Origin of the sequence: Natronococcus amylolyticus DSM 10524 (assembly GCF_000337675.1) — an archaeon.
GTDB lineage: Archaea > Halobacteriota > Halobacteria > Halobacteriales > Natrialbaceae > Natronococcus > Natronococcus amylolyticus.
In genome coordinates this window covers 134,743-160,990 of the sequence record NZ_AOIB01000036.1, presented here as the reverse complement: position 1 = coordinate 160,990, position 26,248 = coordinate 134,743, and the positions used below count along the sequence as shown (strand labels likewise).

General features: G+C 67.1%; 32 protein-coding genes. 14 read left to right on the top strand and 18 right to left on the bottom strand.

Annotated elements, in window-relative coordinates:
- Positions 1 to 59: 59 nt before the first annotated feature.
- Positions 60 to 1,487, top strand: coding sequence for an NAD-dependent epimerase/dehydratase family protein (locus tag C491_RS18155; protein ID WP_005559016.1), 1,428 nt, complete (start codon positions 60 to 62; stop codon positions 1,485 to 1,487).
- 257 nt (positions 1,488 to 1,744) lie between these two features.
- Here C491_RS18155 and C491_RS18150 read toward each other — a convergent pair whose 3' ends face one another.
- From C491_RS18150 to C491_RS18135, 4 genes are all read right to left on the bottom strand, one after another.
- Positions 1,745 to 2,029 carry a type II toxin-antitoxin system RelE family toxin gene (locus tag C491_RS18150; protein WP_005559014.1) on the bottom strand — a complete coding sequence of 95 codons (285 nt, stop codon included), beginning with the start codon at positions 2,027 to 2,029 and terminating at the stop codon, positions 1,745 to 1,747.
- Positions 2,022 to 2,306 carry a ribbon-helix-helix domain-containing protein gene (locus tag C491_RS18145; protein WP_005559012.1) on the bottom strand — a complete coding sequence of 95 codons (285 nt, stop codon included), beginning with the start codon at positions 2,304 to 2,306 and terminating at the stop codon, positions 2,022 to 2,024. The genes C491_RS18150 and C491_RS18145 overlap by 8 nt, the downstream gene beginning before the upstream one ends.
- A 103-nt stretch (positions 2,307 to 2,409) precedes the next feature.
- A complete protein-coding gene (locus C491_RS18140) occupies positions 2,410 to 2,736 on the bottom strand; it encodes a chorismate mutase (RefSeq protein WP_005559011.1) in 327 nt (108 codons plus the stop codon).
- Positions 2,733 to 3,602, bottom strand: coding sequence for a shikimate kinase (locus C491_RS18135; RefSeq protein ID WP_005559009.1), 870 nt, complete (start codon positions 3,600 to 3,602; stop codon positions 2,733 to 2,735). The genes C491_RS18140 and C491_RS18135 overlap by 4 nt, the downstream gene beginning before the upstream one ends.
- A gap of 128 nt (positions 3,603 to 3,730) precedes the next feature.
- Between C491_RS18135 and C491_RS18130 the strand changes: the two genes are divergently transcribed.
- Positions 3,731 to 4,162 (top strand): DUF5796 family protein, encoded by a 432-nt coding sequence (locus C491_RS18130; protein WP_005559007.1) that lies wholly within the window; start codon positions 3,731 to 3,733, stop codon positions 4,160 to 4,162.
- The gene (locus C491_RS18125) at positions 4,162 to 4,407 is read left to right on the top strand and encodes a DUF7508 domain-containing protein (RefSeq protein ID WP_005559005.1); all 246 of its coding nucleotides are present in this window, start codon (positions 4,162 to 4,164) and stop codon (positions 4,405 to 4,407) included. Before C491_RS18130 ends, C491_RS18125 begins: the two co-directional genes overlap by 1 nt.
- 42 nt (positions 4,408 to 4,449) lie before the next feature.
- Here the strand turns inward: C491_RS18125 and C491_RS24065 are convergent, their stop codons facing one another.
- Positions 4,450 to 4,584 (bottom strand): DUF7128 family protein, encoded by a 135-nt coding sequence (locus tag C491_RS24065; RefSeq protein WP_005559003.1) that lies wholly within the window; start codon positions 4,582 to 4,584, stop codon positions 4,450 to 4,452.
- A gap of 106 nt (positions 4,585 to 4,690) precedes the next feature.
- Here C491_RS24065 and C491_RS18115 point away from each other — a divergent pair, with 106 nt between their 5' ends.
- Together C491_RS18115 and C491_RS18110 are read left to right on the top strand one after the other, a co-directional pair.
- The gene (locus tag C491_RS18115) at positions 4,691 to 6,892 is read left to right on the top strand and encodes an AAA family ATPase (RefSeq protein ID WP_005559001.1); all 2,202 of its coding nucleotides are present in this window, start codon (positions 4,691 to 4,693) and stop codon (positions 6,890 to 6,892) included.
- A 164-nt stretch (positions 6,893 to 7,056) separates the two neighbouring features.
- Positions 7,057 to 7,269, top strand: coding sequence for a hypothetical protein (locus tag C491_RS18110; protein ID WP_005558998.1), 213 nt, complete (start codon positions 7,057 to 7,059; stop codon positions 7,267 to 7,269).
- 8 nt (positions 7,270 to 7,277) lie between these two features.
- Here the strand turns inward: C491_RS18110 and C491_RS18105 are convergent, their stop codons facing one another.
- The 4 genes from C491_RS18105 to C491_RS18090 all read right to left on the bottom strand — a co-directional run bounded on the left by C491_RS18105 (position 7,278) and on the right by C491_RS18090 (position 13,496).
- Complete coding sequence (locus C491_RS18105) at positions 7,278 to 8,018, bottom strand: protein sorting system archaetidylserine decarboxylase (RefSeq protein ID WP_005558997.1); 741 nt, start codon at positions 8,016 to 8,018, stop codon at positions 7,278 to 7,280.
- A 60-nt stretch (positions 8,019 to 8,078) separates the two neighbouring features.
- Complete coding sequence (locus C491_RS18100; protein WP_005558996.1) at positions 8,079 to 10,106, bottom strand: PAS domain-containing sensor histidine kinase; 2,028 nt, start codon at positions 10,104 to 10,106, stop codon at positions 8,079 to 8,081.
- Between the two features lie 81 nt (positions 10,107 to 10,187).
- Complete coding sequence (locus C491_RS18095; RefSeq protein WP_005558995.1) at positions 10,188 to 13,013, bottom strand: DEAD/DEAH box helicase; 2,826 nt, start codon at positions 13,011 to 13,013, stop codon at positions 10,188 to 10,190.
- 72 nt (positions 13,014 to 13,085) lie between these two features.
- Positions 13,086 to 13,496, bottom strand: coding sequence for a hypothetical protein (locus C491_RS18090; protein WP_005558994.1), 411 nt, complete (start codon positions 13,494 to 13,496; stop codon positions 13,086 to 13,088).
- A gap of 245 nt (positions 13,497 to 13,741) precedes the next feature.
- Between C491_RS18090 and C491_RS18085 the strand changes: the two genes are divergently transcribed.
- Positions 13,742 to 14,782, top strand: coding sequence for a hypothetical protein (locus C491_RS18085; RefSeq protein ID WP_005558993.1), 1,041 nt, complete (start codon positions 13,742 to 13,744; stop codon positions 14,780 to 14,782).
- 107 nt (positions 14,783 to 14,889) lie between these two features.
- The gene (locus C491_RS18080; RefSeq protein ID WP_005558992.1) at positions 14,890 to 15,156 is read left to right on the top strand and encodes a hypothetical protein; all 267 of its coding nucleotides are present in this window, start codon (positions 14,890 to 14,892) and stop codon (positions 15,154 to 15,156) included.
- 10 nt (positions 15,157 to 15,166) lie between these two features.
- Here C491_RS18080 and C491_RS18075 read toward each other — a convergent pair whose 3' ends face one another.
- Positions 15,167 to 15,514: a thioredoxin family protein gene (locus C491_RS18075; protein ID WP_005558991.1), complete on the bottom strand. Its 348-nt coding sequence runs from the start codon at positions 15,512 to 15,514 to the stop codon at positions 15,167 to 15,169.
- 236 nt (positions 15,515 to 15,750) lie between these two features.
- Here C491_RS18075 and C491_RS18070 point away from each other — a divergent pair, with 236 nt between their 5' ends.
- The 3 genes from C491_RS18070 to C491_RS18060 all read left to right on the top strand — a co-directional run bounded on the left by C491_RS18070 (position 15,751) and on the right by C491_RS18060 (position 17,948).
- Complete coding sequence (locus tag C491_RS18070; protein ID WP_005558988.1) at positions 15,751 to 16,053, top strand: hypothetical protein; 303 nt, start codon at positions 15,751 to 15,753, stop codon at positions 16,051 to 16,053.
- A 179-nt stretch (positions 16,054 to 16,232) separates the two neighbouring features.
- The gene (glnA, locus tag C491_RS18065) at positions 16,233 to 17,588 is read left to right on the top strand and encodes a type I glutamate--ammonia ligase (RefSeq protein ID WP_005558986.1); all 1,356 of its coding nucleotides are present in this window, start codon (positions 16,233 to 16,235) and stop codon (positions 17,586 to 17,588) included.
- A gap of 69 nt (positions 17,589 to 17,657) precedes the next feature.
- Positions 17,658 to 17,948, top strand: coding sequence for a hypothetical protein (locus C491_RS18060; protein ID WP_005558984.1), 291 nt, complete (start codon positions 17,658 to 17,660; stop codon positions 17,946 to 17,948).
- A gap of 4 nt (positions 17,949 to 17,952) precedes the next feature.
- Here the strand turns inward: C491_RS18060 and C491_RS18055 are convergent, their stop codons facing one another.
- From C491_RS18055 to C491_RS18035, 5 genes are all read right to left on the bottom strand, one after another.
- Positions 17,953 to 18,237 carry a hypothetical protein gene (locus tag C491_RS18055; RefSeq protein WP_005558982.1) on the bottom strand — a complete coding sequence of 95 codons (285 nt, stop codon included), beginning with the start codon at positions 18,235 to 18,237 and terminating at the stop codon, positions 17,953 to 17,955.
- A 38-nt stretch (positions 18,238 to 18,275) separates the two neighbouring features.
- Positions 18,276 to 18,761, bottom strand: coding sequence for a molybdopterin-dependent oxidoreductase (locus C491_RS18050; RefSeq protein WP_005558980.1), 486 nt, complete (start codon positions 18,759 to 18,761; stop codon positions 18,276 to 18,278).
- A 66-nt stretch (positions 18,762 to 18,827) separates the two neighbouring features.
- Positions 18,828 to 19,619 (bottom strand): metallophosphoesterase, encoded by a 792-nt coding sequence (locus tag C491_RS18045; RefSeq protein WP_005558979.1) that lies wholly within the window; start codon positions 19,617 to 19,619, stop codon positions 18,828 to 18,830.
- Positions 19,620 to 19,626: 7 nt separating this feature from the next.
- A complete protein-coding gene (locus tag C491_RS18040; protein WP_005558977.1) occupies positions 19,627 to 21,378 on the bottom strand; it encodes an RPA family protein in 1,752 nt (583 codons plus the stop codon).
- A complete protein-coding gene (locus C491_RS18035) occupies positions 21,375 to 22,661 on the bottom strand; it encodes a Single-stranded DNA binding protein (RefSeq protein ID WP_005558976.1) in 1,287 nt (428 codons plus the stop codon). The genes C491_RS18040 and C491_RS18035 overlap by 4 nt, the downstream gene beginning before the upstream one ends.
- Before the next feature lie 126 nt (positions 22,662 to 22,787).
- Between C491_RS18035 and C491_RS18030 the strand changes: the two genes are divergently transcribed.
- Positions 22,788 to 22,997, top strand: a complete 210-nt coding sequence (locus C491_RS18030; RefSeq protein ID WP_005558974.1) for a hypothetical protein — start codon at positions 22,788 to 22,790, stop codon at positions 22,995 to 22,997.
- Between the two features lie 30 nt (positions 22,998 to 23,027).
- On the opposite strand, the gene C491_RS23530 is transcribed toward C491_RS18030, so the two are convergent.
- On the bottom strand, positions 23,028 to 23,492 hold the full coding sequence (locus C491_RS23530; RefSeq protein WP_005558973.1) for a type II toxin-antitoxin system VapC family toxin: 465 nt from the start codon (positions 23,490 to 23,492) through the stop codon (positions 23,028 to 23,030).
- Positions 23,482 to 23,766 carry an AbrB/MazE/SpoVT family DNA-binding domain-containing protein gene (locus C491_RS18020; protein ID WP_005558971.1) on the bottom strand — a complete coding sequence of 95 codons (285 nt, stop codon included), beginning with the start codon at positions 23,764 to 23,766 and terminating at the stop codon, positions 23,482 to 23,484. The genes C491_RS23530 and C491_RS18020 overlap by 11 nt, the downstream gene beginning before the upstream one ends.
- Before the next feature lie 330 nt (positions 23,767 to 24,096).
- Between C491_RS18020 and C491_RS18015 the strand changes: the two genes are divergently transcribed.
- Together C491_RS18015 and msrA are read left to right on the top strand one after the other, a co-directional pair.
- Positions 24,097 to 24,762, top strand: a complete 666-nt coding sequence (locus C491_RS18015) for a 2,5-diamino-6-(ribosylamino)-4(3H)-pyrimidinone 5'-phosphate reductase (protein ID WP_005558969.1) — start codon at positions 24,097 to 24,099, stop codon at positions 24,760 to 24,762.
- A 45-nt stretch (positions 24,763 to 24,807) separates the two neighbouring features.
- Positions 24,808 to 25,341 carry a peptide-methionine (S)-S-oxide reductase MsrA gene (gene msrA / locus C491_RS18010; RefSeq protein ID WP_005558966.1) on the top strand — a complete coding sequence of 178 codons (534 nt, stop codon included), beginning with the start codon at positions 24,808 to 24,810 and terminating at the stop codon, positions 25,339 to 25,341.
- 130 nt (positions 25,342 to 25,471) lie between these two features.
- Here msrA and C491_RS18005 read toward each other — a convergent pair whose 3' ends face one another.
- Positions 25,472 to 25,711: a DUF7127 family protein gene (locus C491_RS18005; protein WP_005558964.1), complete on the bottom strand. Its 240-nt coding sequence runs from the start codon at positions 25,709 to 25,711 to the stop codon at positions 25,472 to 25,474.
- 181 nt (positions 25,712 to 25,892) lie between these two features.
- Here C491_RS18005 and C491_RS24060 point away from each other — a divergent pair, with 181 nt between their 5' ends.
- The gene (locus C491_RS24060; protein ID WP_005558962.1) at positions 25,893 to 26,027 is read left to right on the top strand and encodes a hypothetical protein; all 135 of its coding nucleotides are present in this window, start codon (positions 25,893 to 25,895) and stop codon (positions 26,025 to 26,027) included.
- Positions 26,028 to 26,248 lie beyond the last annotated feature (221 nt).

Genomic DNA, 26,248 nt, shown 5'->3' with positions numbered 1-26,248 from the left:
GATAGTAGGCGCCGACCCGTCTACGCCGATCGTAACGGGGGCGCACCGAACTCGCAACTATGAGATGGGTACCAATCACGGGCGACGGGACGTCGATCCGGGAGGCGATCGCCCGCATCGATCGCATCGACGGACGCGGCGTCGTCGTCCTCGACGACCGGGATCGACTCGTCGGCTCCGCGACACACGAACGACTCAGGGCGGCGCTGTTCGACGGGGCGACGCCGAACGCACCGGTTTCGTCGATTCTCGACGAGCCGACAGGATCGACCGCCGAAGCGGCGTCGGCTCCCGTACTCGAGGACGGTCGGACCGTCGACGGAATACTGAAAGAGGTTACGAACGGAAACGAACGAACCACCGGATCGAACGCGGAGGCCGTCGAAACCGTGCTCGTGGTCGGCGGCGCCGGCTACGTCGGCTCGGTGCTGTGCCGGCGGCTACTCGAGGACGGCTTCGCCGTCCGCGTCCTCGACCCGCTCATGTACGGGAACGGCGGTATCGCCGCGCTCGAAGGACGCGACCGGTTCGCGCTGCACCACGGCGACGCCCGCTCGGTCGGCGACGTCCTCGAGGCGATCGAGGGGGTCGACGCCATCGTCCACCTCGGTGGGATCGTCGGCGATCCCGCCACCGCACTCGAGCCCCGAAAGACCCTCGAGTACAACCTCCACTCGACGCAGCTGCTGGCGTCGATCTGCAAGTATCACGGCCTCAACCGGTTCCTGTTCGCCTCGACCTGTAGCGTCTACGGACGGACCGACGGGGCCGGGCGGTGTACCGAGGACGACGCCCTCAACCCGGTCTCGCTGTACGCGCGGGCGAAGATCCAGTCCGAGCGGGTCCTCCGGGAGCTCGCCGACGACCGGTTCGCACCGACGATCCTCCGGATGGCGACGGTGTACGGCTACTCGCCACGGATGCGCTTCGACCTCGTCGGGAACGTGTTGCCCGCGAAGGCCCACGAGGAGGGCGTCGTCCCCGTCTTCGGCGGCGACCAGTACCGTCCGAACGTCCACGTCGAGGACGTCGCACGGGCCTACCAGGCGTGCCTGACCGCGCCCTTCGAGGACGTCGCCGGGGAGACGTTCAACGTCGGCTCGAACGAGCAGAACTACCGGATCGACGAACTCGCGACCGTCGTCGCCGACGCGTTCCCCGACGCCGACATCGAGTACCACGACGACCGAACCGACGAGCGCAGCTACCGGGTGGAGTTCGAGAAGCTCCGCTCGAGGCTCGACTTCGAGCCCACGCGAACGATCCGCGATCACTGCCTCGAGCTCAGGGCCGCCTTCGAGGCCGGCGCGTTCGCCGACGTGACGGCGACGAGATACAGCAACTGCGCGACCCTCGAGAGCGCGCCGACCTACGAGGAGACCGACGCGGTACTCGAGGGCGGCGAGCCGCCCGTCCTCGAGAAGCGAGACGAGTCGGCCCCGCTCGAGGCGGAGATCGGGGAACGGCGGTCCGGCGGGACTCGCTGAGTCCGCCGAGGAAACCGCGACGGGATCGGCTGTCGATGCGTTCCACGCGGCGGTTGCGGAAGCACGTGGTGTGGCCGCGCTCGCACCGGAGCGAGACTACAGGACCTCGAGGTGGAACGAATTCCGCTAGAGCCTGCCGATGAATGACGTAGCAATACTTCCGCCGCGTGCTACCGATTCTCGCGTTGCTCCACCTTGTTCAGGTCTCGGGCTGATGTTACAGATCCCGTCTCCTTTGCCGGTTCTGGTATATCTACTCAGTCGTCGTCAGCGGTATACGCGCCTCCACGACGCTTGATTCGAGCAACGACCATTCGGTACTCGTCCCGGTGAAAAGTGACCGCAAGACGGAACTCGCCGATACGCACCTTGCGACGTGAGCTATTCTGGAGCGGTTCACCATAGTCTGGTGGGTCACGCCACGGAGAATCGATGATTTCGTTGAGTTTGTCGATGATGCGCTGCTGTTCGTTCGAATTGAGGGCGGTGAGATCGTCCTGCGCTTTCGATGCGAGTTCCCACGTCCACTCGCCGTCACTCATTCGTCCCGTCAGTGCCGAATCGTTCGCGTGCTTCTTCGGCACTCATCGTCCGTTGTTCACGGACATCTTCGTCGGCTTGGAGGAGTGCAACGAGTTCATCGCGGTCGAACGTGGGGTGTTCGACGGCATCGCGTAGGGTATACCGAATAAATTCGCTACGGCTGTTGAATCCTCGTCCTTGCCACGTGTCTTCGATCTCGTTGAGAAACGACCGTGTGACCTTGAAATTCACCGTGACGATCTCGTCGTCGCCGTTGTTTGTGGCCGCTTCGGACATACACTTGTATTACTCGCGTGTTACTGTAGGTGTTTCGGCGTCCGAACGCTGGAGCTATTGGCTAAGAGAAACAGTAGTAGATCCGTGAAATCAGTGCCGTTTGTTACCGATTCTCACGCTGCTCTACTTTGTTCAGTTCGATCAGCAGCCGGAAGATCGCTTTCACGAGGTTCGCGTCGACGTCGAACTGCTCGGCGTTGTGGCCCGCCCGCTCCATCACCTGCTCTTCCTGTTTCTCGTCGGTCGTCGGCAGCCCCTTCTCGTCTTTGACAGCCGCGATCGTGTCTGCAACGTAGGTTCGCTGGGCAATCAGTTCGACGATCTCGCGGTCGATCGTCTGGATCTCCTCGCGGAGTTCGTCGAGATCCATCTCTTCGGGCGCTCGATCTGTCGTCTCGGCCTCGTCCGTGTCGGTATCGTTGGGTGTCATGTGGTTCGTGTCCCGTCGGTTCGCGTCGCCAGTAATCGTGTCGTTCCGTCCCGTTCGTCCCACCGCTCCCGGATCTCCTCGAGCGTCTCCCGGTCGCCGACGGCCACGTAGCTCGGCCCGGTTCCCGACAGCGAGACGCCGTCGGCGTCGGGCAGCGCCTCGAGCATCGGCCCCGTCGGGAACTCGAGGGCGCCACAGAACGCAAACCCGTTGACGGTCATCGCCTCGCCATAGCGCCCCTCGAGGGCCAGTTCCTCGACGAGTTCGGCCATCGGCGCGATCCGCTGGCAGGCCGAGACGTCGGCGTCGGCGCTGTAGGCCTGCTCGGGCGGCGTGTAGACCAGTGCCTCCCAGTCGACGGTTTCGCGGGTCAGCAGCTCGTCGGTCGTGTTGTCGGTGACCGTCACGCCGCCGAGCATGCTGGCGCTGGCGTCGTCGAACGCGCCCGTCGCCGTGACGCCGGCGTCGCGGGCCGCTCGCACGCCGAGCCGGCAGGCGTCGATCCGATCGACGGCGTCGGTGATCTCGAGGGCGTCAAGGGTCGCAAGCACCGTGGCGTTGGCGGCGGCGCTCGAGCTCTTGAGCCCGGCGGCCATCGGGACCTCGCTGTCCGTTCGGACCCGAGCGCCAACCGCACCAGTGAGCCCCGCGGCGTCGGCGTACTCCTCGAGCGCGAGCTCGACACAGCGTTCGATGAGCCCGGTGTCCGCCTCGGGCCGGTCGGCGACGGTACCGACGACCTCACCGTCGGTCGTCAACTCGACCGCCGCGGTCGTCTCGAGATCGATCGCGAACGCCGATCCGCGACCGGTCGCGAGCGCGTTCAGCACGGTTCCGGCCGCCGGCGCAACAGCCCGGCCATCCATACCGACCCCTCTCGCCCGGGCCGTATTTAGGCTGGCGATCACGGCGAGTAGTGGCTCCGGTTCGGTCTCCGGGAGGCGACCGGACCCGCGAACGTACGGTTTTTCTCCCGCCCGACCGAACCTGACGTATGAGCCAGCGAAGCAACGTCGCACCCAGCACGATCGGCGTCGACTTCGTCGAGGGCGGCGTCGTCGTCGAGTACCTCGACGGACGGGACGTCTTCTACCACGGCCCGCCGAAACCCGTCGAGCGGACGGTGAAGACACCGCCCGGAAAGGAGGTCCACGTCCTGGTCACGGATCCCGACGGCGTCGAGGGCGTCATGACCTACATCAACGACCGCAACACCCAGGCGGAGATCCTCGAGTCGACCGGCGTCGGCCGGGTGATGCTCGAGGGAGACGACGAGGAGGTGCTGTTCCCGGGCGTGACGGTGTCGACGACGGCCTACGCGATCCAGGTCGAGGCGGAGCCGTCGGTCGTCGACGGCCGCGTCTTCGTCTTCGCCGAGGACGAGATGAGCGAACACGCCTACGAACTCGTCGAGGCGGTCGACTGATGCCCCTACAGAAGTCTTGGCGGGAGCTGGATCGGGACGCCGTCGCCCGGGCGCCCGACCGCCCCGGCGTCTACGAACTCGGCGACGGCTCCGGAACCGTCCTCGCGGTCGATCACGGCGTGTTGCGGGACGAACTCAAGACGGCGCTCGCCTACGGAGACGGCGACCGCGTCCGCTGGGCGGAGACGCATACGCTGGAGCAGGCTCGAGAGCTCGCGGCCGACCACCGCGACCGTCTCGAGTAGCCGACCCTCGCCGTCAGCGGCTCGGACGGACGCCAGTCCAGTTTACTGGATGTACGACGGATCGCTGCCGTCGCAGTGTTTCTCGTGTTCCGTCGCGTCGGACTGCTCGTCGAACAGCAGTCCGCAGGTTTCACACTCGAACCAGGTGGCGTCGTCCCGTTCGGTCTGGACCACCATGCCCGAACCTGTGATACGGACCCCCAAAGGCGTTTCTCCGGCATCGACCGACGGTTCCGTCGGCTCGAGGACAATTCTCAAGAGCACGGACGCGAAATCACCCTTCATGAGCGGGTCCGACGCTGACGCAGTGGGGCTATCGGTTCGGGCGGCCGAGAAACGCGACGCCGGCCGCGGCGTCGCGCGGATCCCCGAACGAGCGCGCCGGGAGCTGGGGGTTTTGAGCGGCGATACGGTCGTGATCGAGGGCGAGAAGACCACGGTCGCGAAGATGTGGCCCGCCGATCCGTCGGTCCCCGAAACCGCGATCCAGATCGACGGCGACACGCGTGCGAACGCCGGCGTCCATGTCGGCGACACGGTTGCGGTTCGGCCGAAGGACACGTCCACGATTCAGGAGGCGAGGCGAGTCACGCTGTCACCCCCGCCGTCGATCACCGACGGGGAGCGGCAGGTCGCCGAGCGCGACGCCGCCAAGAAGCTCCGGAACCGGCCCGTTCGAGCCGGCGAGCAGATCCGGATCGAGGGCGTCAGCCAGAACCCGTTTACCGTCGTCGACACGACTCCCGGCGGCGACGTCCGGATCTCGAGTACGACCACGGTTCGGATCGTCGGCCCCGACGCGCGGGCGAGCGCGGCCGGCGACGGCTCTCGAGAGGCGAGTTCGGGCGCCTCGAGCGAGAGCGCGGAGGGCGACTCGGTCTCGGCGGAGGGGACGACGGGGCCGACCTACGAGGACATCGGCGGGTTGGACGAGGAGCTCGAGCAGGTCCGGGAGATGATCGAACTCCCGCTGTCGGAACCCGAGCTGTTCCGGCGGCTCGGCGTCGAACCGCCCTCCGGCGTCCTGCTGTACGGGCCTCCAGGAACGGGAAAGACGTTAATCGCCCGCGCAGTCGCGAACGAGGTGGATGCCTCGTTCGAGACGATCTCGGGACCCGAGATCATGTCGAAGTACAAGGGCGAGAGCGAGGAACAGCTCCGGGAGGTGTTCGAGCGCGCCCGCGAGAACGCGCCGACCATCATCTTCTTCGACGAGATCGACTCCATCGCGGGCGCTCGCGGCGATGACGAGGGCGCCGAGAACCGCATCGTCGGCCAGCTGTTGACGCTAATGGACGGGCTCGACGCCCGCGGCGAGGTAATCGTCATCGGGGCGACGAACCGCGTCGACGCGATCGATCCCGCCCTGCGTCGGGGCGGTCGCTTCGACCGCGAGATCCAGATCGGCGTTCCCGACGAGACGGGCCGCAGGGAGATCCTCGAGGTACACACCCGCGGGATGCCCCTCGCCGACGACGTCAGCGTCGACACTATCGCCCGCCGAACGCACGGGTTCGTCGGCGCGGACCTCGACGCGGTCGCCAGCGAGGCCGCGATGGCCGCGATCCGCGAGCGACCCGCCGACGCCGACGACCGCGAGGAGTGGAACCGCGATCCGAAGGTGACGAGGGCCCACTTCGACACCGCCCTCGCGTCCGTCGAGCCCTCCGCGATGCGCGAGTACGTCGCCGAGTCGCCCGACACCGACTTCGAGGACGTCGGCGGGCTCGAGGCCGCAAAGGAGACGCTCCGGGAGTCCGTCGAGTGGCCCCTGACCTACGATCGACTGTTCGAGGAGACGAACACCGAACCCCCTTCGGGCGTCCTGCTGTACGGCCCGCCCGGAACGGGGAAGACGCTGCTCGCCCGCGCACTCGCCGGCGAGACCGACGTCAACTTCGTCCGGGTCGACGGCCCCGAGATCGTCGACCGCTACGTCGGCGAGTCCGAGAAGGCGATCCGGAAGGTGTTCGAGCGGGCTCGCCAGGCCGCGCCGTCGATCGTCTTCTTCGACGAGATCGACGCCATCACCGCGGCACGGGGTGCGGGTCAGAACGAGGTCACCGAGCGGGTGGTCTCCCAGCTACTCACGGAACTCGACGGGATGCGCGAGAACCCGAATCTCGTCGTGCTGGCCGCCACGAACCGCAAGGACCAGATCGATCCCGCCCTGCTTCGACCGGGCCGGCTCGACACGCACGTCCTCGTGGGTGAGCCAGATCTCGAGGCCCGCGAGAAGATCCTCGCGGTCCACGCCGGCGACAAGCCCCTGGCCGAGGACGTCGACCTCGCGGAGCTGGCGGCCGAACTCGAGGGGTACACCGGCGCCGACCTCGAGGCGCTGGTTCGGACGGCGTCGATGAAGGCGATCCGCGAGGTCGCGACCGCCTACGACCCCGAGGAGGCCAACGAGCGGGCCGACGAGGTGCTGATCGAGCGGCGCCACCTCGAGGCAGCGCGGGAGGAGACGACCGCATCCGGCTGAGGCCGTTTTCGATCCGCCGGCGCCCCGCCGAGACGCTCGTCACCGTCGCGGCGTGACCGGAAAACGCTCCCCGTTTTATATCGCCTGGAATAGCCGAAAGGATCGTTTTCCGGCTCCCTACCGAATCGGTACAATCGTGATGATCAATCAAGAGGGTGATTGTGATGACTGACTCGGAGAACGGGGTCGAACGGGCAGCGGCGATCTGCGAGCGCTGCGGTGACGCTATCGCCGTCCGGATCGGCGCCGACGGCGAGATACGGCCGATCGGAAACGAGAAGGGGAAGTGCTGTTCCTGCGCGGAACCCGACCTTCGCGCCATGAACGACGCGACGGAGGTTCTGGACGACCCGCGGTCGACCGATCCTTCGAAGTAGGCGTTTCGCTACGGGGGTGCGGCCGCGGCGTCTCCATCGTCGGATTCGTACTCCGAGCTCTCGAGTCCCGTCTCGAGCAGTGCGTCCTCGGCCGGTTCGACGACGACGGTTTCGCCGGCAGTCGTCGAGTCGCCCGGCTCGACGGTGATATCCTCACGATCGACGCCCGGAGGGAAAACGAGGTCGACGCGACTGCCGAAGGCGATGTGGCCCAGACGCTGCCCGCGCTCGAGGTCGTCGTCGGGTTCGACGTAGGGGAAGATCCGGCGGGCGAACGCGCCAGCGACGAACGTAACCGTCGACGCCGCCCCGTTCCGGCCGGCACTCGAGTCGGTGTCGTCGGCGACCTCGAGATCGGGGAGGTGGGGCGAGTCGGCGTCGAACTCGACGTGGACCCGCTCGTTTCGTTCTGACTCCTTCGAGAACGCCGGGCGATGCGCGCCGGAGACGTGCTCGACGTCGGTCACTCGGCCCTCAAACGGCGCCCGGACGACGTGGACGTGCCAGACGTTCATGAAGATCCCCAGGCGAACGCGATCGTCCTCCTCGCGCAACACCGAGACGGTCCCGTCTGCGGGTGCAACGACCCCCGTCGGCGGCGGGTTTCGGTCGGGGTCGCGGAAGAAGGCGAGCGTCGCGACCCCCGCGAGGAGGGCTGCGACGCTGGCCGCGACGCTGAACAGCAACGCGAACGGTGCGGCGAGAAGGGGCGGAAGCGCGTACTTCCAGGCCCCGGGAGCGAAGTTCATACCTCGAGCCATGCGAGCGAGTCGTATGGTCGTTACGGACAGTTCGGACGATCGACGCGGTCACGATTCCGTCGCGGGAAGCGTGAAGGTAAACGTCGCGCCCTCCCCGGGCCCGGAGTCGACGCGGATTCGCCCGCCGTGGCGCTCGACGATCCGACGGCAGATCGCGAGCCCGATCCCCGTCCCCTCGCACTCATCGTGACCGTGTAGTCGCTGGAACACCTCGAAGACGCGCTCCTGCTCGTCGGGGTCGATCCCGACCCCCTCGTCGCGAACCGCGATCTCCCACCGGTCCCCGGCGCGATCGGCGCCGACGTGGACGCGGGGCGGCTCGTCGCCGCTGTACTCGATCGCGTTCGAGACGAGGTTCTGGAGCAACTGCCGAAGCTGGCTGGTGTCGCCCTGCACGGTCGGCAGCGACTCAGCCGTGATCTCTGCGTCGTGTCGCTCGATCATCACCTGCAGGTCCGTCAGCACGTCCTCGAGGACGGCCTCGAGGTCGACGGGCTCGAACGGGTCGCCCTGCGAGTCGATCCGGGAGTAGGCGAGCAGGCCGTCGATCATCTCGCGCATTCGGTCGGCGCCGTCGACGGCGTACTCGATGAACTCCTTGCCGTCGATGTCGAGGTCGTCCGCGTAGCGGCTCTCGATCAGACCGAGGTAGCTCGAGACCATCCGTAACGGCTCCTGAAGGTCGTGGGAGGCCGCGTAGGCGAACTGCTCCAGGCGCTCGTTCGAGGCCTCGAGCTCCCGAACCATCTCGTTGAGCCGACGCTCGTAGCGCCGACGCTCGAGGGCGGTGGCCAGGATCGTCGAGACGCTGTCGAGGAAGTCAACGTCGTGATCGGCGAACTCCCGGGGCCGGTCGTCGTAGGCCGCGAGGATACCCCACGAGTCGGCGGCCGGTCCGATAGCGACACCGATACCGCTGCGGACATCGCGGTTCGACAGCAGTGGCGTCCCGTCGAAGCGATCGTCGGTCTCGAACGATTCGACCGCAATCGGGCCGTCCCCGTCACGTGCGGCGGCGGCCAGCGAGTCGGCCGGCGACGGCGACGCAGTTTCGCCCTCGGTGAGCGCGTCGCCGCAGCCGGTGGTGGCCCGGACGCGGAAGCTCGCGTCGTGACTCCGCGAGCCGGTCGCGTCGGTCTCGAGGACGGCACAGCACTCGACGTCGAGCGCCGCGATGACGAGGTCGGTCGCCTTCGCAAGCAGCTCGTCGACGTCCCCGTTCTCGAGGGCGTATCGGCTGAGGTAGGCGACCGACTCCAGCTGGGCGACCTTCGCAGTCAGCGTCTCCTCGACCTCCTTTCGGGGCGAGACGTCCCGGAAGAGGCCGACGAAGTATCGGTCGCCGTCGTGGAAGAAGTCGTTGAGCGAGACCCCGAGGGGGACCTCGTGGCCGTCGCGGTGCTGACCCGGGAGTTCGACGTAGGTCCAGTCGAGGTTCCGTTCCCCGGTCTCGAGGTAGCGCTTGAGGGCCTCGAGGTGGCGCTCGCGGAGCCGGGGCGGGATGATATCGACCTTGCTCGCGCCGACGAGCGCTTCGGGGTCGTAGCCGAGGATCCGCTCGACTGCGGGGTTCGCGTACCGGATCTGGCTGTCCGCATCGAGGACGATGATCCCGTCGGGCAGCGCATCGGCGAGCGCCTCGAACGTCCGTCCGTAGGTCGGCTCGGCCGTCGTTTCCCGCGTCGGCCGCGGATCGACGATCGCGATCGCACCCGGTTCCGAGTCGGACTCGCTCGTCGGCACCCGCTCGAGGCGGATCTCGACGTCGACGACGGTCTCCGCGCGAGTCTGCAGTGAACCCGTCGTCGACGGCGATACCCGGTTTCCCTCCGCTACTGTCCTCTCGAGCGACGCGCTCCCCTCATCGAGAAGCGCCGAGAACTGCCGTCCGATCAGTTCCGAGCGGTCGTAGCCCGACAGGGAGGCGAATGCCTCGGTGACGTCGTCGATCGTTCCCGACTTCGCCAGCTGGACGCTCGGTACGTCTGCGGCCTCGAGCAGCGAGAGACGGCTCCCGGTCGGCCGCGTCGGCTGTGTCACGTTGTCGACTGGCTCGTCGGGAGGCCCCGAGTCCATAGGTGGAGAATCATGCCGGTTTGCGGATAAGGCCGTTGCCGGAAACGGACGACCGGTTCGTCGTGTTCGGGTCTCGGTCGATCAGTCCCAGAACGACTGCGTGCGGGCGTACTCGCGTTCCTTCGAGAGGATGTCGCGGTAGAAGTCGGCCTCGTTCTCCCGGAGCTTGCTGATGATCCGGGCCGCGTTGTGCGGACCGACCCCGCGGGCGGCCATCGCGATCACGGCCTGCTTGCCGTGGCTCTGGACCAGACTGGCGCTGTGGAACGCTCGTTTGGTCATCTCCTCTTGCTCCTCGTCTTTCTCCTCGGCCCGAACCGCCTGGACGACCTCGTCGGCCCACGGGTTCAGCGACGCGATCCGGGTCGAACCACAGTCGGGACACTCGGGCTGGTCGGCGACGCGGCGGACCTTCGTCTTCACCTTCCACTCGTGGCAGTGCGTACACAGCAGGATGACGCGATCGTCACGGATGCGCTCCCTGACGGTCTCGATCACGCTCGCGTCGGCGTTCTCCGGTGCGAGCAGCTCCTTTCCGGACGAGCGACCCCCCATCCCGACGGCGGTGTGGCCGCGATGAGTGGCCAGCTCGAGTTCGTCCGACTGGATCGCCTCGAGCACGCGTCCCGCGTGCGCGACGTCCAGATCCTCGTGGAACAGCTCACGGATCGACTCGTCGTACATCGGCGTGTCCTCGAGAGCCTTCAGCAGGCGCCCGTTCGACATCCGACCGGAGCCCTGCCAGCGCTTGAGCGCGCCGAACTTCGCCGAGACCTGGGCGAGCCGGAAGGCCAGCGCGTCCGACCCCTTGAGTCCGAGTTCGACGATCGTGCCGACGTGGTCGGGGTCGGTGTCCTCGAGCACCGCCAGCACGTCGCTGGTCGCGATCGAGGTCGGCACCTCGAGTTCGATTCGGTACGGATCGGTCTCGAGCCCGACGGAGGAGCCGGCCTGCTGGCCCAGCAGCGACGAGAGCACCCGGCCGAGCGTTTCGTTCGTCTTGTGACCGAAGGGGGCGTTGAGGACGAGCGTCCGACCCTGGCGCTCGAGGACGAGCCGGTCGACCGTCGGCATCGGCGCCTCGCTCTCGACGTGATCTGCGAGCTGCGAGCAGGCCTCGGTGAGCGTGTACTCGTCGGCGGGATACCGACCTGCGAGCTCGCGGCCGACCGCGACGGCGTCGGCACCCTGCCGGAGCTGCGGTTCGGCCACGGCGCGAATCTCGCCGACCTCGCCGGCGACCGCGGCGGGAACCGGAATCTCCTGGCCGATCCAGGAGGGGACCTCGCCGGCGGGGTCCTCGATCGGGCTCACCTTCACCCGGCCCTCGTCGTCGTCGATCTCGGCGATACGCCACATCTCGCCGCGCTGGATGAACACCTCGCCGGGCTGGGCGAAGTTGACGACGAACTGCTCGTCCAGGGTGCCGATCTGGCCCCCGGAGGCGATGTCGTGGACCTCGTAGGTCTCCTCGTCGGGGATCATCGAGAGGTTCGCGTAGACGTACTGCCAGGTGCCGCCGGTGGTCTCGAGGCGATCCTCGCTCTCGTCGAACCAGACGATCCGGTTGCGGTGCAGTTCGCCGAGGATCTCGCGGATCGTCTCCTCGGTGACGTCCCGGAACGGGTACGCTCGGGTGATCGTCTCGACGGCCTCCTCGAGGCGGGTGTCGCCGCGGCTCTGGACGAACGCCGGTAGCTGGTTGGCGACGACGTCGAGGCTGCCCTCGTGGATCGCGGCGGGTTCGACCTCGCCGTCGCGGGCCCGGCGGGCGATCGACAGCGCCTCGAACGTGTCGTCGGGGCGGGTCGTCACGATGGTCCCGCTCGAGACCTCGTCCTGGCGGTGGCCCGCGCGACCGATCCGCTGGAGCAGGCGGGCGACCTGCCGGGGACTCTGATACTGGATGACGTGGTCGACCCGACCGACGTCGATCCCCAGCTCCATCGAGGAGGTACAGAGCAGCCCGTCGAGTTCGCCGGCCTTGAACCGGTCCTCGACGTCGATTCGGGCCTCCTTCGAGAGCGAGCCGTGGTGGATCCCGATCGGCAAGTCGAGTTCGGTAAACCGCGAACCCAGCGCCTCGGCGGTCTGTCGCGTGTTGACGAAGATCAGCGTCGACTCGTGTTCGTCCACGAGGTCCCGGATCAGTCGGACGTGACTCGCCGTCGAGGCGTCGGTAACGAGCTTGCCGGACAGGTTCTCGTCCTCCTCGGTGATTTCGGGGTTGCGGACCGTTACGTCGACGTTGTTCCCGACATCGATCTCCCGGATCTCGCAGGCCCGACCGCCCGTCAGGAACTGTCCGACCGATTCGGGATCGCCGACGGTCGCCGAGAGGCCGATCCGCTGCATGTTGCCGGCGAGATCGTGCAGTCGCTCGAGTCCGATCGCCAACTGTGCGCCGCGTTTCGAGGCCGCGAGCTCGTGGACTTCGTCGATCACGACGTGGGAGACGTCCTCGAGCGCCTCCCGCAGCCGCTCGCCGGTGAGCATCGCCTGGAGGGTCTCGGGCGTCGTCACCAGAACGTCGGGCGGGTCCTCGGCCTGCTTGCTCCGCTGGTACTGGGTGGTGTCGCCGTGGCGGACCGCGACCTCGAGATCGAGGTACTCGCCCCACCACTCGAGGCGCTCGCGCATGTCGCGGTTGAGCGCCCGCAGCGGCGTGACGTAGAGCGCCCCGAACCCCTCGGGACGGTCCGCAACGAGATGGTCGAAGACGGGCAACATCGCCGTCTCGGTCTTGCCGCTCCCGGTCGGCGCGATCACGAGCGTGTTCTCGCCGGCCGACAGCGGCGGAATCGCCAGCCGCTGGGGTGCCGTCGGCGTCGAGAACCCGCGCTCGGAAAGCGCCCCGCGGACCGTCGAGCCGAGGTGCGTGAAGGCGGCGACGTCTCCCTCAGTCATCGGCGCGTCTACGGACGTAGGGCGGATAAGCGCCACGTTCTCCGTGCGACTCGCGGTCCGAAATTTCGACGGTCACTCCTCGCGGAGCTCCTCGGCGACGTCTTCGTCGACCGTTATTTCACCCGGCGTCGCCGGCTCCTCCTGAACGTTCTCGGTCGCCCACTTGTCGATCGCCTCGCCCGGGCGTCGCTCGTCGGCGACGTCCGCGTTCAGCCGATCCTCGTCGACCGGTTCGGCTTCGTCGTCGGCCCGCTCCGACGAGGATTCCCCTCGAGGCGTCGACCGCCCCCGACGGTGCCGTACACGGTCGGCGACGGCGGACGGCCCGCTCGACTCGAGACGCCGGGCGATCGCATCGGCGGCCAGGACGGCCCCGACGCCGACGATCGCCAGCCCGACGGCTCGAGCGCCGAGCGATCGGTCGGCCGCGGATGGCTCCGGTTGATCGTTCGACTCCGCTCTGCGAAGCTGTCGAAGACTCATTGAGTGTTCTATCGGGGGTATCGGCAAGTCGGTTCGGCCCGCGAGAGCAAGCCCGCTAGCAGCCGGTTAACCCGCTGTATCAGGCAGTTAAGGCCAGTTTAGGGACCGAATAGTATACAGGCATCTCCGATATCATCTGTTTAGATGAAATTCAGCAAATCGAGAATATCTCGTATGAATATGCTTCCTCGTTCGATGATCGACTCCGAAGTGGGATCGAGCGGACGGCGAGAAGGGGGTAGCCGATGAGCCACAACGGCCGAACCGTCGTCGTCCTCGGCGTCCTCGTAGTACTCGCGGGCGTCCTCACCGCGGCGCTTTTCGTCGGCGGGACCGCCGCCGTCGGCTCCGACGACGCCTCGAGCGGAGACGCCCTCGAAACGAACGCGGTGCAATCGTCGACGACGACCGTCTCCGAGCCCGCCGCCGAGATGCCGGTTCCGGAACCCGGCGATGAGTACTACGAGGCGGCCGCACCCGACGGAAGCTGGATCAGCTACATCAATCCCCGGGACGAGTACCGAAGTCCGTACCTCGGGGACGGCTCGGGGAAGATCTGCGTGACCCTGCTCAACGAGGCGGGCGAGCCGATCGTCGGCGAGAGCGTCCCGAACACGACCGCGACCGTACCGACCGGCGACGAACTCGAGTGGCACTCGGGTGCGGACCCGATGGTCGTCGAGTACTCACTGACCGATAACTACGACCGACCGCTCGACGCCGACCAGTTCGGGACGAACGCGGAACTCCCGCAGGGCGACGGCTACATGGACTCCCACTGCATCGAGATGCACGGCCAGCCCGAGGACGGAACCATCGAGTACGGCGAGGTCGAGATCGACGGCGACCACGCCGACGACATCGAGGTCGCCGGCTACATCCAGCAGGCACACGAGGCCTGGGACAGCGACGTCGATCCGCTCGAGGACGCCGAGTCCTACGAGGAAGCGGGCGGCGGCTGGACGTACAAGACCGACGGCTCACACGGACAGGCCGTCGTCGTGCTCCAGCTGGCGGGCGAGGTCGACGACTCGAGCGACGAACCCGAGGAGCGGACCGAGTCGACCACGGAGAACAGCTCCGAGTCGAACGAGTCGTCCGAGGACGATGCCGGCGACGACGACGGTGTCAACGGAGACGACGCGGCGGGCGACAACGGAACTGACGACGACGACTCGAGCGACAACGGCACTGGCGACGACGCCGACGGACTGCCCGGCTTCGGCGTCAGCGCCGCCGTGGTCGCGCTGGCTGCGATCGCCGTTGCGGTCTCTCGACGTCCGTAGTCCCGGTCCGAAACCCACGCCACACGCAGCCGCCCTCGAGTTCGCTCGATCGGCGACGGGGAACTCCGTACCATTTACCGCCTTCGGCGACCGATCTCGAGATAGCGATGACCGACGACAGCCCAGAATGGATGCATCCGGTCGACGAGGAGCTCCTCCGACTGCTCCAGGACGAGGAGCTCTTCATGCCCGACCAGCTCGCCGAGGAAGTCGAGCCCCGCGCCCCCCAGGTTGCCTACCGGTGTCGCGAACTCGCAAAGTACGGGCTCGTAACGAAACACGCGATGGGGATGTACGACATCAGCGACCTGGGCGAGCGGTATCTCGCGGGCGAGGTCGATCCGAACGAACTCGAGCCCGAGGACGACTCGTAGCTTCCCGGCCTCACTCTGCGACGGTCTCGGGAACGCGCTCCTCGAGGAAGGAGACGACGGCGTCAGTCTGTACGAATCCCTCGGCGAGTCGCCCGATCTCCTCGCCGTCTTCGAACAACACGAGCGTCGGCACCGAGCGGATGTCGAACCGATCGACGAGCGTGATGTCGTTGCCCGGGTTGAGGAGAGCGATGGAAACGTCGGTGACGCGAGCGACGTTCCCGAGCACCGGGACCATCGCGTTGCACCGCTCGCAGCCCTTCGTGTAGAACTCCACGAGAGCGACATCGTGCTTGTCGACGAACGCCTCGAGGTCGGTCCCGTCCTCGAGGCGCGCCGGTTTCGCTGACTCGTCCATACCACGGGTAGACGCTCGGGACTGAAACCGGTAGCGTCGGTAGTCGACGCTCGAAGTCGACACGACGTGAACGACAGGCCTGCTGACCGTTCGGGCGGAAGAATCGAATTCGTGTGAACGTCCGTCACCCAGAAACCGGCTGACGGACGAGTTCGTGTGACAAATTCGCCCGAATCAGTGGAAGGAACGATCATTGAGAAAAGGGGCTTTACGCGTCGATTCCCTACTGACTCGCAATGAGTATCAGCCACGACCGCAAGCCGCCCGACGGGCGGAAGACGATGTTATACTGCTGGAGGTGCGACCACGCAAGCCCCATCGGTGGTGACTGGGTTCGCGACCCGCGAGGCGAGGAGATCGCGCTCGTCTGTCCGGACTGCGAAACTGTTCTCGACGAGCGACCACGCGGGAACGACGATCCCAGCCCCGTCGAGGCGTGGAGCCGGGTCGTCAGGACCTCGGTCTCGGTCTGGCGGGCGAGCGTCGGCGTCGGAGCGCGGGCCTCGATGGGGCCTTCGGAACACCGCAAGGACCGGTGATCGTCGGTATCGGTTCGACGTTCGAAGCTTTTCCCTCCGATTCCCCGCCGTCTTTCGACCCGATCCCCGTCTGACGATGGGCTGAATTTACGATTGTCCAACTCTGTTTCGACTCGAGTATATTCGCCCACAACAGTAGAGCTTTAATAGTGGGATCCGTTGGAGAAGTCGAGTAGAAAATGTCAGATGGGAACCTGACCACAGCAGAGCAGGACGTACTGGAGCAGATCGAATCGAAGGGCGTCGACTTCCTTCGCCTGCAGTTTACGGACATTCTCGGCACGGTGAAGAACGTCTCCGTTCCGGCCCGCCAGGCCGAGAAGGCGTTCACCGAAGGGATCTACTTCGACGGCTCCTCGATCGAGGGCTTCGTCCGCATTCAGGAGTCGGACATGCGCCTCAAGCCCGACCCCGAGACGTTCGCCGTCCTCCCCTGGAGAGACAAGGAGGACAGCGCCGCCGCACGGATGATCTGTGACGTGATCGACACCTCGACGGGCGAGCCGTTCGAGGGCGATCCGCGGTACGTCCTCAAGCAGGCGCTCGACCGCGCCAACGAAATGGGGTACACCGTCAACGCCGCCCCCGAGCCGGAGTTCTTCCTGTTCGAGGAGGACGAGGACGGTCACGCGACGACCGAGACCAACGACCACGGCGGCTACTTCGACCTTGCACCGAAGGACCTCGCCCAGGACGTTCGCCGTGATATCATCTACGGCCTCGAGGACATGGGCTTCGAGGTCGAGGCGAGTCACCACGAGGTCGCGCAGGGTCAACACGAGATCAACTTCGAGTACGACGACGCGCTGACGACGGCCGACAACGTCGGAACGTTCCGGACCGTCGTCCGGGCGATCGCCGCCCAGCACGGCTACCACGCGACGTTCATGCCGAAACCGATCCCGAAGGTCAACGGCTCGGGCATGCACACCCACATCTCGCTGTTCACCGAGGACGGCGAGAACGCCTTCCACGACGAGGACGACGAGTTCAACCTGAGCGACGAGGCCCACGCGTTCACGGCCGGTCTGCTCGAGCACGCGCCGGCGATCACGGCCGTCGCGAACCCCACGGTCAACAGCTACAAGCGTCTCGTTCCCGGCTACGAGGCCCCGGTGTACGTCGCCTGGTCGGACCGTAACCGCTCGTCGCTGATCCGCAAGCCGGCCGCCCGCGTTCCCGCCGCCTCGCGCGTCGAACTTCGTTCGCCCGACCCCTCGTGTAACCCCTACCTCGCGATTGCGACCATGATCCACGCGGGTCTCGACGGGATCGAGAACGATCTCGACTGCCCCGATCCGGTTCGCGAAAACATTTACGACTTCGACGAGCAGAAGCGCGAGGAGTACGGCATCGAGACGCTGCCGTCGAACCTCAGCGCTGCCGTCGACGCCCTGGAAGAGGACGAGGTCGTCTACGACGCCCTGGGCGAGCACATCGCCGAGAAGTTCGTCGAGGCCAAGCGCCAGGAGTTCGAGGAGTACCTCATCGACGTCTCCGACTGGGAACTCGAGCGCTACCTCGAGAAGTACTGAGCGACGACGACGAACCGCCGACGATCGATTCTTCGCGTTTTTTACGTTCGCGACCGAACGGGTCCGACGATGGAGCCGTCCGACAAACCGACACCGCCGGACGACCTCGAGCCGGAGCTACGCACGGTCCTCGAAGCGCTCGCCGACTCCGACCCCGAGACGATCCGGTCCGTCGCCGATCACGCTGACGCGCTGGCGACCTGGGCGGAATCTCGCCCGTCTGACAGAGACGACGACACGTACCCGAGCGGCGTCCCCGAGCGGGCGACGGTGTCCACGATGGCGGTCGACGGCGAGGAGTATCGCTACTACCAGTGGCGGGAGGGCGACGAGATCAGATCGAAAACGGAACGCGCGTGAGCGGCTACTCCTTGTCGTCGACTCGGACCGTCGCCAGCGTCTCCCGGTCGCCGAGCAGTTCGAACGCGAAGCCGGCGTCGTCTCGCTGGACCTGAACGTCGAGTTCCGTGACGTCGGCCGTTACCTCCTCGCTCCGGGAGACGTCTCTGTCGCGATCCGGACTCTCGACGTCGAAGTCGTCGTAGGAGATGTGGGTCGACTCCGCGATCAGTTCCTCGCTGTCGTAGACGTCGGCGTCGAGCCCTGCATCTGACTTTCGGACCTCGAGTCGGTACGTTTCGAGCGACATACGCCATCCTTTCCGCGGCCGAGGGATGGCGATTCGGCCTACATGCGCTGGCCGCCGGGGTGCTTGTCCGCCGACTCCCCCCATCGTTCGTATGACTCGGGATCCTCACCGGGAGCGAGCGTCGCCGCCTCGGCGCGCGCGACGCCCTTGACCGTCCGGACGCCGTCGACGCCGGGCGCGACGAACCGCGTCACGTGGTCCCCAACCGTCGAGAGCGGTCGGCCGCCCTTCGCAACCGCGAGCAGCCCCTCGAGGGCGTCCTCGACGGCAACGCAGGCTCGGAGCCCGTCCCGGGAGTCGACGAGCAGGTGGGTCGTCTCCGGCGAGGGCGCAGCCGACTCGAGCAGGGTCGGAATCGGCACGCCCCGCCAGCGTTCGGTGAACCGGTCGCCCGTGGCACAGACGATCTCGATCTCGCGGCTCCGGTGTTCGAGCGCGGCGAGGTCGGTCCCGTCGAGGGTCGTCGTTCGGGTCCCGACGAGACGGATCGGGCGCTCGAGCGCTCGGGTAGCAGCGTCGCTCATAGCGGTCGTTTGCGGCGGATCGGTACTACCCGTTCCGGGCGTTCCCAGTCGCTGGGATCGACGTTGCTAGAGGTCGCGGTAGGGGCCGAGTCGGGTGCCGTCGAGCAGGTACGCCTCGCCCGCCGCGAGCCCGTCGGGGAGAAACGGTGAGAGAAAGGACTGGCCCGGAACGTTCACCCACGTGCCGCCGACGAGGTCGTTGAACGCCGGCAGCACGATCACTCGCGGGGGCGTTCCTCCGTCGAACCAGGAGAGGGCCGCGTACTCCGCTCGGTCCCGAAACGGTTCGGGATCGAGCCGACCGCGGAGCCACACCGGTTCGACTTGGCTGCCGCCGACCTCGTCCTCGAGGCGCACGCAGGGGTGTTCGTGGCCCAGACAAAGTACGTCCGTCTCGAGGGCTGACGGCGCGGGCCAGGTATGGCCGTGACAGACGCCGACCGATCCGATCGCCGTTCCGGCGCCCGGAACCACCGTTGCGTCCCCGACCCAGTCCTCGATCCCGCCGTCGTGGTTCCCCTTTACCACCGTCGCCTCGACCGTCGACGGGAGCGACTCGAACAGCACCTCGAGCTCGCCGCGCTCGGCGCCGCCGGGGTCGCCGATCGAGTGCATCAGGTCGCCGAGGACGACCAGCCGGTCGACGCCGGTTCGCTCGAGCAGGGCAAGCAGTCGTTCGCGGCGGTCCGGCGCCTGGCTGGGGACGTCGACGCCGCGCTCGACGCGCAGGCCGGCCTCGTAGCCGGCGTGGTAGTCCGCGAGCAACAGCGCGCGCTCGTCGCCGACCGTCGCGACGGCGGCCGGCTCGCCGGGAACGGGTTCGACGGCCGGCTCCGGGCGGCTCGCGTCGTCCCCCATCGTCCGATCAGATCGCCTTCAGCGTTCCGTCGGCGGGTTCGTAACACTGCCCGCCCATCAGGGCCTCCTCGATGGCGTCCTCGACGGTGTCCTCGTCGACGCCGGTCTCGGATGCGACGGTTTCGACGACCGTGGATCGGTCCGCGCCGTCGCCGTCGTCCAGTTCGGACATCGTCTCGACGACTGCCGCCTCGAGGTCGACCGACGCCGGCTCCTCGTCGTCGTCCGTGTCGGTCTCGTTGTCGGCGTCCGGCTCGTCGGCACTCGAGACGGCATCCGTCTCCGGTTCGGGTTCGGGCTCGGGATCCGGTTCGGTCTCCGACTCGAGGTCCGAGGCCTCACCGAGTTCCTCGTCAGTCCCGGCGTCGGTGTCAGTGTCCGGCTCGGGGACATCGATATCGTTCTCGCCGGGGTCGTCGACCTCCGTTCCCGTCGCGAACTCCGCGCCGAACTCCTCCTCGAGCTGTTCGCGCTCGTCGTCGTCCATCTCGTACATCCCGCCGCCGTCGAAGTCGCCGAGCTCGTCGTCGTCACTCTCGTCGGTCGCGGACGGCGATTCGAGCTCGTCGTCGGCTCCGAACTCGTCGGCCTCGACGTCGTCGAACTCGAGATCGTCGGTCTCGGTCGCGGCTTCGGGTTCTGCGGACGGGTCGTCGCTACCGATGTCGGTCTCGCCTTCGACGTTCGTCTCTGCGTCGGCAGGCACCTCCTCAGCGGCGGCGAACTCGTCGGCCGTCGCTGTCGTCACCTGCTCCGGTTCGTCCTCGCCGGCGGTTACCTCGCTCGGGTCGGGAGCGTCGGTCTCGGTGGACACCGCGTCGGACTCGTCGGCGTCGAACGCCGGGTCCTCGCCGGCGGCGTCGGTCGGAACGTCCTCGCTCGCGGTGAACTCGTCGGCCGTGGCCGTCGCCACCGGTTCCGGCTCGTCCTCGCCCGCAGTTACCTCGGCGGGGTCGGGAGCGTCGTCCTCGGCAGCGGTCGCGACGGCGGATTCGTCGGGCTCGATCGACCCCAGGGCCGCCAGCGAGTCGAACGTCGCACCGTACTCCGGACTCGAGCCGTCGGGGTCGAGCGCGAGGCCGCCCACTTGGTCACGCTCGCCCGCGACGACCTCGCAGGCCTCGAGCGCACAGTCGCGGAGCGCGGCGAGGTAGTCCGGCGTCGTCCCATAGTGGTCCATCGCGAGCGGGATGCCGTCGGCGAGGCCGGATTCGACGCCCTCCTCGGCAAGCGCATCTGCGAGGACGTCGCCGTCCGCATCGAGGCTCGTCGCGGCCGCGTAGGCGCCGATCCGCTCGAGGGTCTGTTCGGCGGCGCTGACGACCCAGCGGTCGCGGGTGTCGGCGTCGACCGTCGCGATCGACTCGGGTCGGATCGAGGTGTAAACCCGGTCGGCGTCGTCGGGCTGGAAGGTTCGGGCCTTCCCGGTGACGGCGACGAACGCGGGCGGCTCGATCGACTCGAGGGTCGCCAGCTCGTCGGGCTGGTACTGGCCGGCGTAGACGACGAACGCGCCCGTCGGATCGACGACGCGGGCCCGCACCATCTCGTCGTTGACCGACGTGACCTCGGTGAGCGTGCCGGCGACGAACACGCGGTTGAGCCGCGCACCCGTCGGCGTGATCACGTAGTTGGGCGCTCGCTCCTCGTCGCTTTCGGCGTACGAGAGCGAGGCGTCGTCGTACTCGGCGGCGAACAGGCGGTAGGCGATCTCCCGTCCCGGAATCTCCTCGCTGCTCTCGTCGTCGTTCGCGCTCATGCGTCCACCTCCTCGAGGAAGGCCGACGCACGCGCGGCGGGATCGTCGTCGCTCTCCTCGAAGGTCTCGGCATCGAGGTTGGCGCCGTACTCGTCGACCGAGAGGTGACCCCGCACGCGGTACTCGCGGCCGACGACGTTCTCGCGGATTTCGTCGGCGACGACCTCCTGATCCATCGCCTCGCGGGCGGCCTCGAGGGCGTCCTCGAGGTCCCCGCCGTAGACCTGCTGTGTCAGCTCGTCGTCGAGGATGGCCGTGACGGTCCCCGTCCCGTCGTCGAGGATCGCCTTCACCCGCAGGTCGTCGATCCCGTCGACGTCGCCGTGGGTTCGACACTGGCCCTTCTGGATCACGCGATAGCACTCCGGACAGCGCTGGATGAGTCCCGAGCCGTCCCGGATCGCGAGCGCGTTGCCAACGAGTTCGACGTCGTAGATCCCGCCCGTGCGGACGGCCTCGCCGACGTCCATCGTCGTCGCGTCGCTGCCGACGTCGATCTCTCGCTCGAGCGCGGAGACTCCCGAGAACTCCGAGACGTTGACCTCGGGGACGCCGCGGAACTCCTGGACGTAGGCGTTCTCGATGCGGACCGACGCGCCTTCCTCGATCTCGGGGACCGGATCCCAGTTCGTAAAGGGCAGTCGGCCGCTCTCGTCGCCGAGGACGCCGCTCAGGATCTCCGTCTCGCCGTCGCGGCCGTCGATCGTCCGGCGTTCACACTCGAGAACCGCGACCTCGAGGGTTCGGGCCCGGTCGCCCGCCTCGAGGTCGGTGAGTTCGGCCTCGCCGCCGATCTCGTAGGAAATCTCGTCAGAGATTTCGAGGGAGTCGCTCTCGAAGGAGAGCGCGGTGCTCTCGCCCACGTTGAGTTCGGGCTCGCCGTCCCACTCGCGGACGCCCGCGTTGCCCGCGGTGATCGTGTCGCCCGCCTCGAAGCCGAAGTCCTCCCAAGCGGTGTAGTCGATCCGTCCGGTCTCGTCGGCCAGTTGGCCCTCCACGATAACGTGGTCGCTTCCCTGGTAGCGGATCGAGCGCTTGCCCGCCGTGAGGACGGTTCCTGTGACGGTAACCGACCCGTCCTCGGGAGTGATGTCGGCGACGTTCTTCGCCGAGGGGGTTCCGCCCCCGCCGCTCGAGCCGTCGCCGTACTTCCGGCGCAGGCTCTGTTTGGCCTCGTCGACCGGGACGCTGTACTCCACCAGGTTCTGCAGGTCCGATTTGACCTCCTCTTTGTCGACACCGAGGTCGGAGGCGAGCTCCTCGGCATGATCGTCGAGTTCCATCACCGGCACTTCGGTCGGGGGCTTAAAAAGCGTTCCCGGAACGCGCCGGAAGTGAAATCCGGGTGGGTGACCCTCGAGACGGCGAGCAAACGGTACGTTCATCCCGTCGGTTCGTGAACGGCGGGTATGGAACGCATCGGCGCGGCGCTGGGCGGACTCGCCTTCGTCGCCCTGATCTTCGGCGGCCTCGTCACCGTCCGGATCCTCACGCGGGCGCTGTACGCCGTCATCTGGTTCGCCGAAACCGTCGCCACGTTCGGATTCGCGCTGCTCGTGGGGTACGTCGTGTATCGGATTTTGCTTGGCTCGAGCGACGATCCGCGGCGGGGCGTGTGAGCGCGCTGTGCCTCGCCTACTGCGCTCGGTTCAGTATCCAAGGCACTCGTTGAGCGTGGCAAACTCCTCGGGGGTGAGGACGACCTCTGCCGTCACGGTCTCGACCGCATCGAAGTCGTCGTCGAGCGTCAGAATCGTGCTGATTCCCTCGGAGCGAGCGACCTCCGCGTAGTAGCCGTCCCACCCCTCGATATTCAGCGCACCGGCGAGCGAGAATCCCGAGCGGACGACGTCTTCCGGCATCTCGTCGTACCAGTGGACGCGTCTCGCATCCATCAGGTTCCGCATAAGTTCCGACGCCCGTTCGTTCGAAAAACCGTAGTACGACGAGAGCACGTGGTGTGCGCCGACGACCGCGGCGTACGGAACGACGCCGTCGATTTCGCCCGTTATCGCGTCCCGGAGCGGCGAGAGGGCGGATTCGCTGACCGGCGTTCCGGCGTGGGCGAGGGCGACGACGCCGACGTCGAAGAGGTACGGTCCGTCACTCTCCATCGTCGTCTACTCGTTGGGCCTGTCGGCGAATCGTCTCCGCGTGGTCCCTGGCGAGGGCGTCGAGATCCTCGTAGTCGCGTCGGGTCCGGTCGGCTGTGGCCTCCTCGACGAGCGCATCCAGTCGCTCGAGGACCACCTCTGGATCGGTCTCGGGTTCGACGACTACCTTCCCGTCCTCGGTGCTAACCTCCACCTCGGTTCCAGGCTCGATGTCGAACCGCTCTCGGACCTCCTTCGGGAGGACGATCCGCCCCTTCGAGTCTACCGTCGGCATACTCCCACGGACGGTGGGAACGAGAGTAAGCGTTTCGGCGTCGCTCGCCGACCGTCTCCTCGACGGTTTCGATCTCTTTGTCGGTCAGATCGTCGGTCTCCTCGATCTTCACCTCGAATTCATCCGCCTGCTCTTCGGTCTCGTGGTACCCCTCGAACCGATCCCAGCTAACCCAACGCTCGGCTCGCCTATTGTACCTGGCCCACCTAAGCTAGATGAAGTAGCTGGCTCAGGCACCTATTGTACCTCACGCACCCTCACTATCTACCCCCTCGAGCGCTCCGCCACGCTCACCCGCGCCTTCTTTAGGAGCCGCCTCCCACAGGAGGTATGCACGTCGTCGTCAACGCCGCCATGAGCGCGGACGGGAAGCTCTCCTCGAGACGCCGCGAACAGATCGCCATCAGCGGCGACGAGGACTTCGCGCGGATGGACCGCCTCCGGGCCGACAGCGACGCCGTCGTCGTCGGCGTCGGCACCGTCCTTGCCGACGACCCCCACCTCACCGTCAAAGAGGAGTCGCTGATCGCCGACCGACGCGACCGCGGCGAGCCCGCGCACCCCGCCCGCGTGGTCGTCGACTCGACAGGGCGGACCCCGCTGGACGCGGCCGTCCTCGACGATGCCGCGACAACCTACGTCTGTACGAGCGAGCGGGCGACGATCGACGACCGAATGGACCTCTCGAATCGCGCCGAGTTGATCACGGCCGGCGACGACCGCGTCGACCTCCTCCGGACGTTCGCGACGCTGCAGGGCCAGGGCCTCGATCGGATCATGGTCGAGGGCGGGGGCGAACTCATCTTCTCGCTGTTCGAGGTCGGGCTCGTCGACGAACTGCGGGTGTTCGTCGGCCCGAAGGTCATCGGCGGACGGGACGCCCCGACGCTGGCCGACGGCGAGGGGTTCGTCGCGGAGTTTCCCACCCTCGAGCTCGAGGGCCTCGAGCGCGTCGGCGAGGGAGCGCTGCTGACCTGGCGGACGGCCGAGCGCTAACGGGGTCCCGTCAGGTCTTTGCGCGCTCGTTCCCTACGACCGTCCATGGAACGAGCCACGTTCGGCGGCGGCTGTTTCTGGTGTGTCGAAGCGGCCTTCGAGCAGCTCGAGGGCGTCGAATCCGTGACCTCGGGGTACGCCGGCGGTCACACCGAGAACCCGACCTACAGGGCGGTCTGTTCGGGGTCGACGGGCCACGCGGAGGTCGTCCAGCTCGAGTACGATCCCGAGACGGTCGCCTACGAGGACCTGCTTGAGGTCTTCTTTACGATCCACGACCCGACCACGAAGGACCGCGAGGGTCCCGACATCGGCAGCCAGTACCGCTCGGCGATCTACGCCCACGACGACAACCAGCTCGAGACCGCTCGAGCCTTCGCCGAGGAGCTCGAAAAGGAGGGGCTCTACGAGGGGATCGTCACCGAGATCGAGCCGCTCGACACCTTTTACGAGGCCGAGGAGTACCATCAGAACTACTTCGAGAAGAATCCCAACGACGCCTACTGCTCGATGCACGCGGCGCCGAAGGTCGAGAAGGTCCGTGAAAAGTTCGCCGCGAAGGCGACGCCCGAGAACTGATACGGATTGCTGTACCGATTTGCCGGCGTAACCGCCGCCCGGTCGCGGTTACGCCGGAAATGGCTCCAGTAAACCGTATGAAACTCGAGCGACGCGGTCGCTCGGGGAGACGCCGACCGTCCGCAGCCCGTCACTCGGAGATCGTTAGGATCCCGTTGTTCGCGGACACCTCGGTCGCGCCGGCGGGCAGATCGAACTGGAACTGCCGATTGTCCATGACGACGATCACCGTCTCGTCGACGACGTCGACGGACATGTCGGCGGCGTCGGAGCCGAAGTCGACGGTGATCACGTTGCCGTTCTCGTCCTCGATTTCGCGGACGACCGCATCCTCGGTGTGACCGTCTCGGAGCTGTTTTGGGACTCGCATGGTTCGGCTAGGCACCCACCAACCGTAAGCACTACCCCCGCAGCATCCGGCCGTCCGATCCGACGTATCTCGCCGGTCAGCCGCCGGAAACAGAGGGCCGCCAGCCGCACCGTACCGCGTCGGTCTTGCGCCTACTCGAATGCCGTGGCGTCACAAGGACTGGCGGCGTGAGTCGACCCATATGCCAGTCGACAAACTCGGTCCGGAAGACGTCGTAACCGCACGGCCAGTCGATGACTTCGTGGCGACCATCGGCGAGCAGCTCGAGAACGTCTCCGAGACGATCGAGGTCCAGTCGCCGGGCTACAGCCCGTAGCGTCGCGTCCGCCCGTTCCGTTCTCGAAGCCACTCGTCTCAACGAGTAGGGGGAGCCTTCGGCTCGATACCGGCGGCTGTCCGCTCAAACACCGGAGAGCGGTGCCACCGTCCGTCCGGTGGCCGGTACGGAGATCGAGTCGGACGCCGAGTCGTAAACCACTCCTTGCGATACAGAAACCGCACCGAAACAATGCGCCGCGGCGCCGTCGACTCCGACGA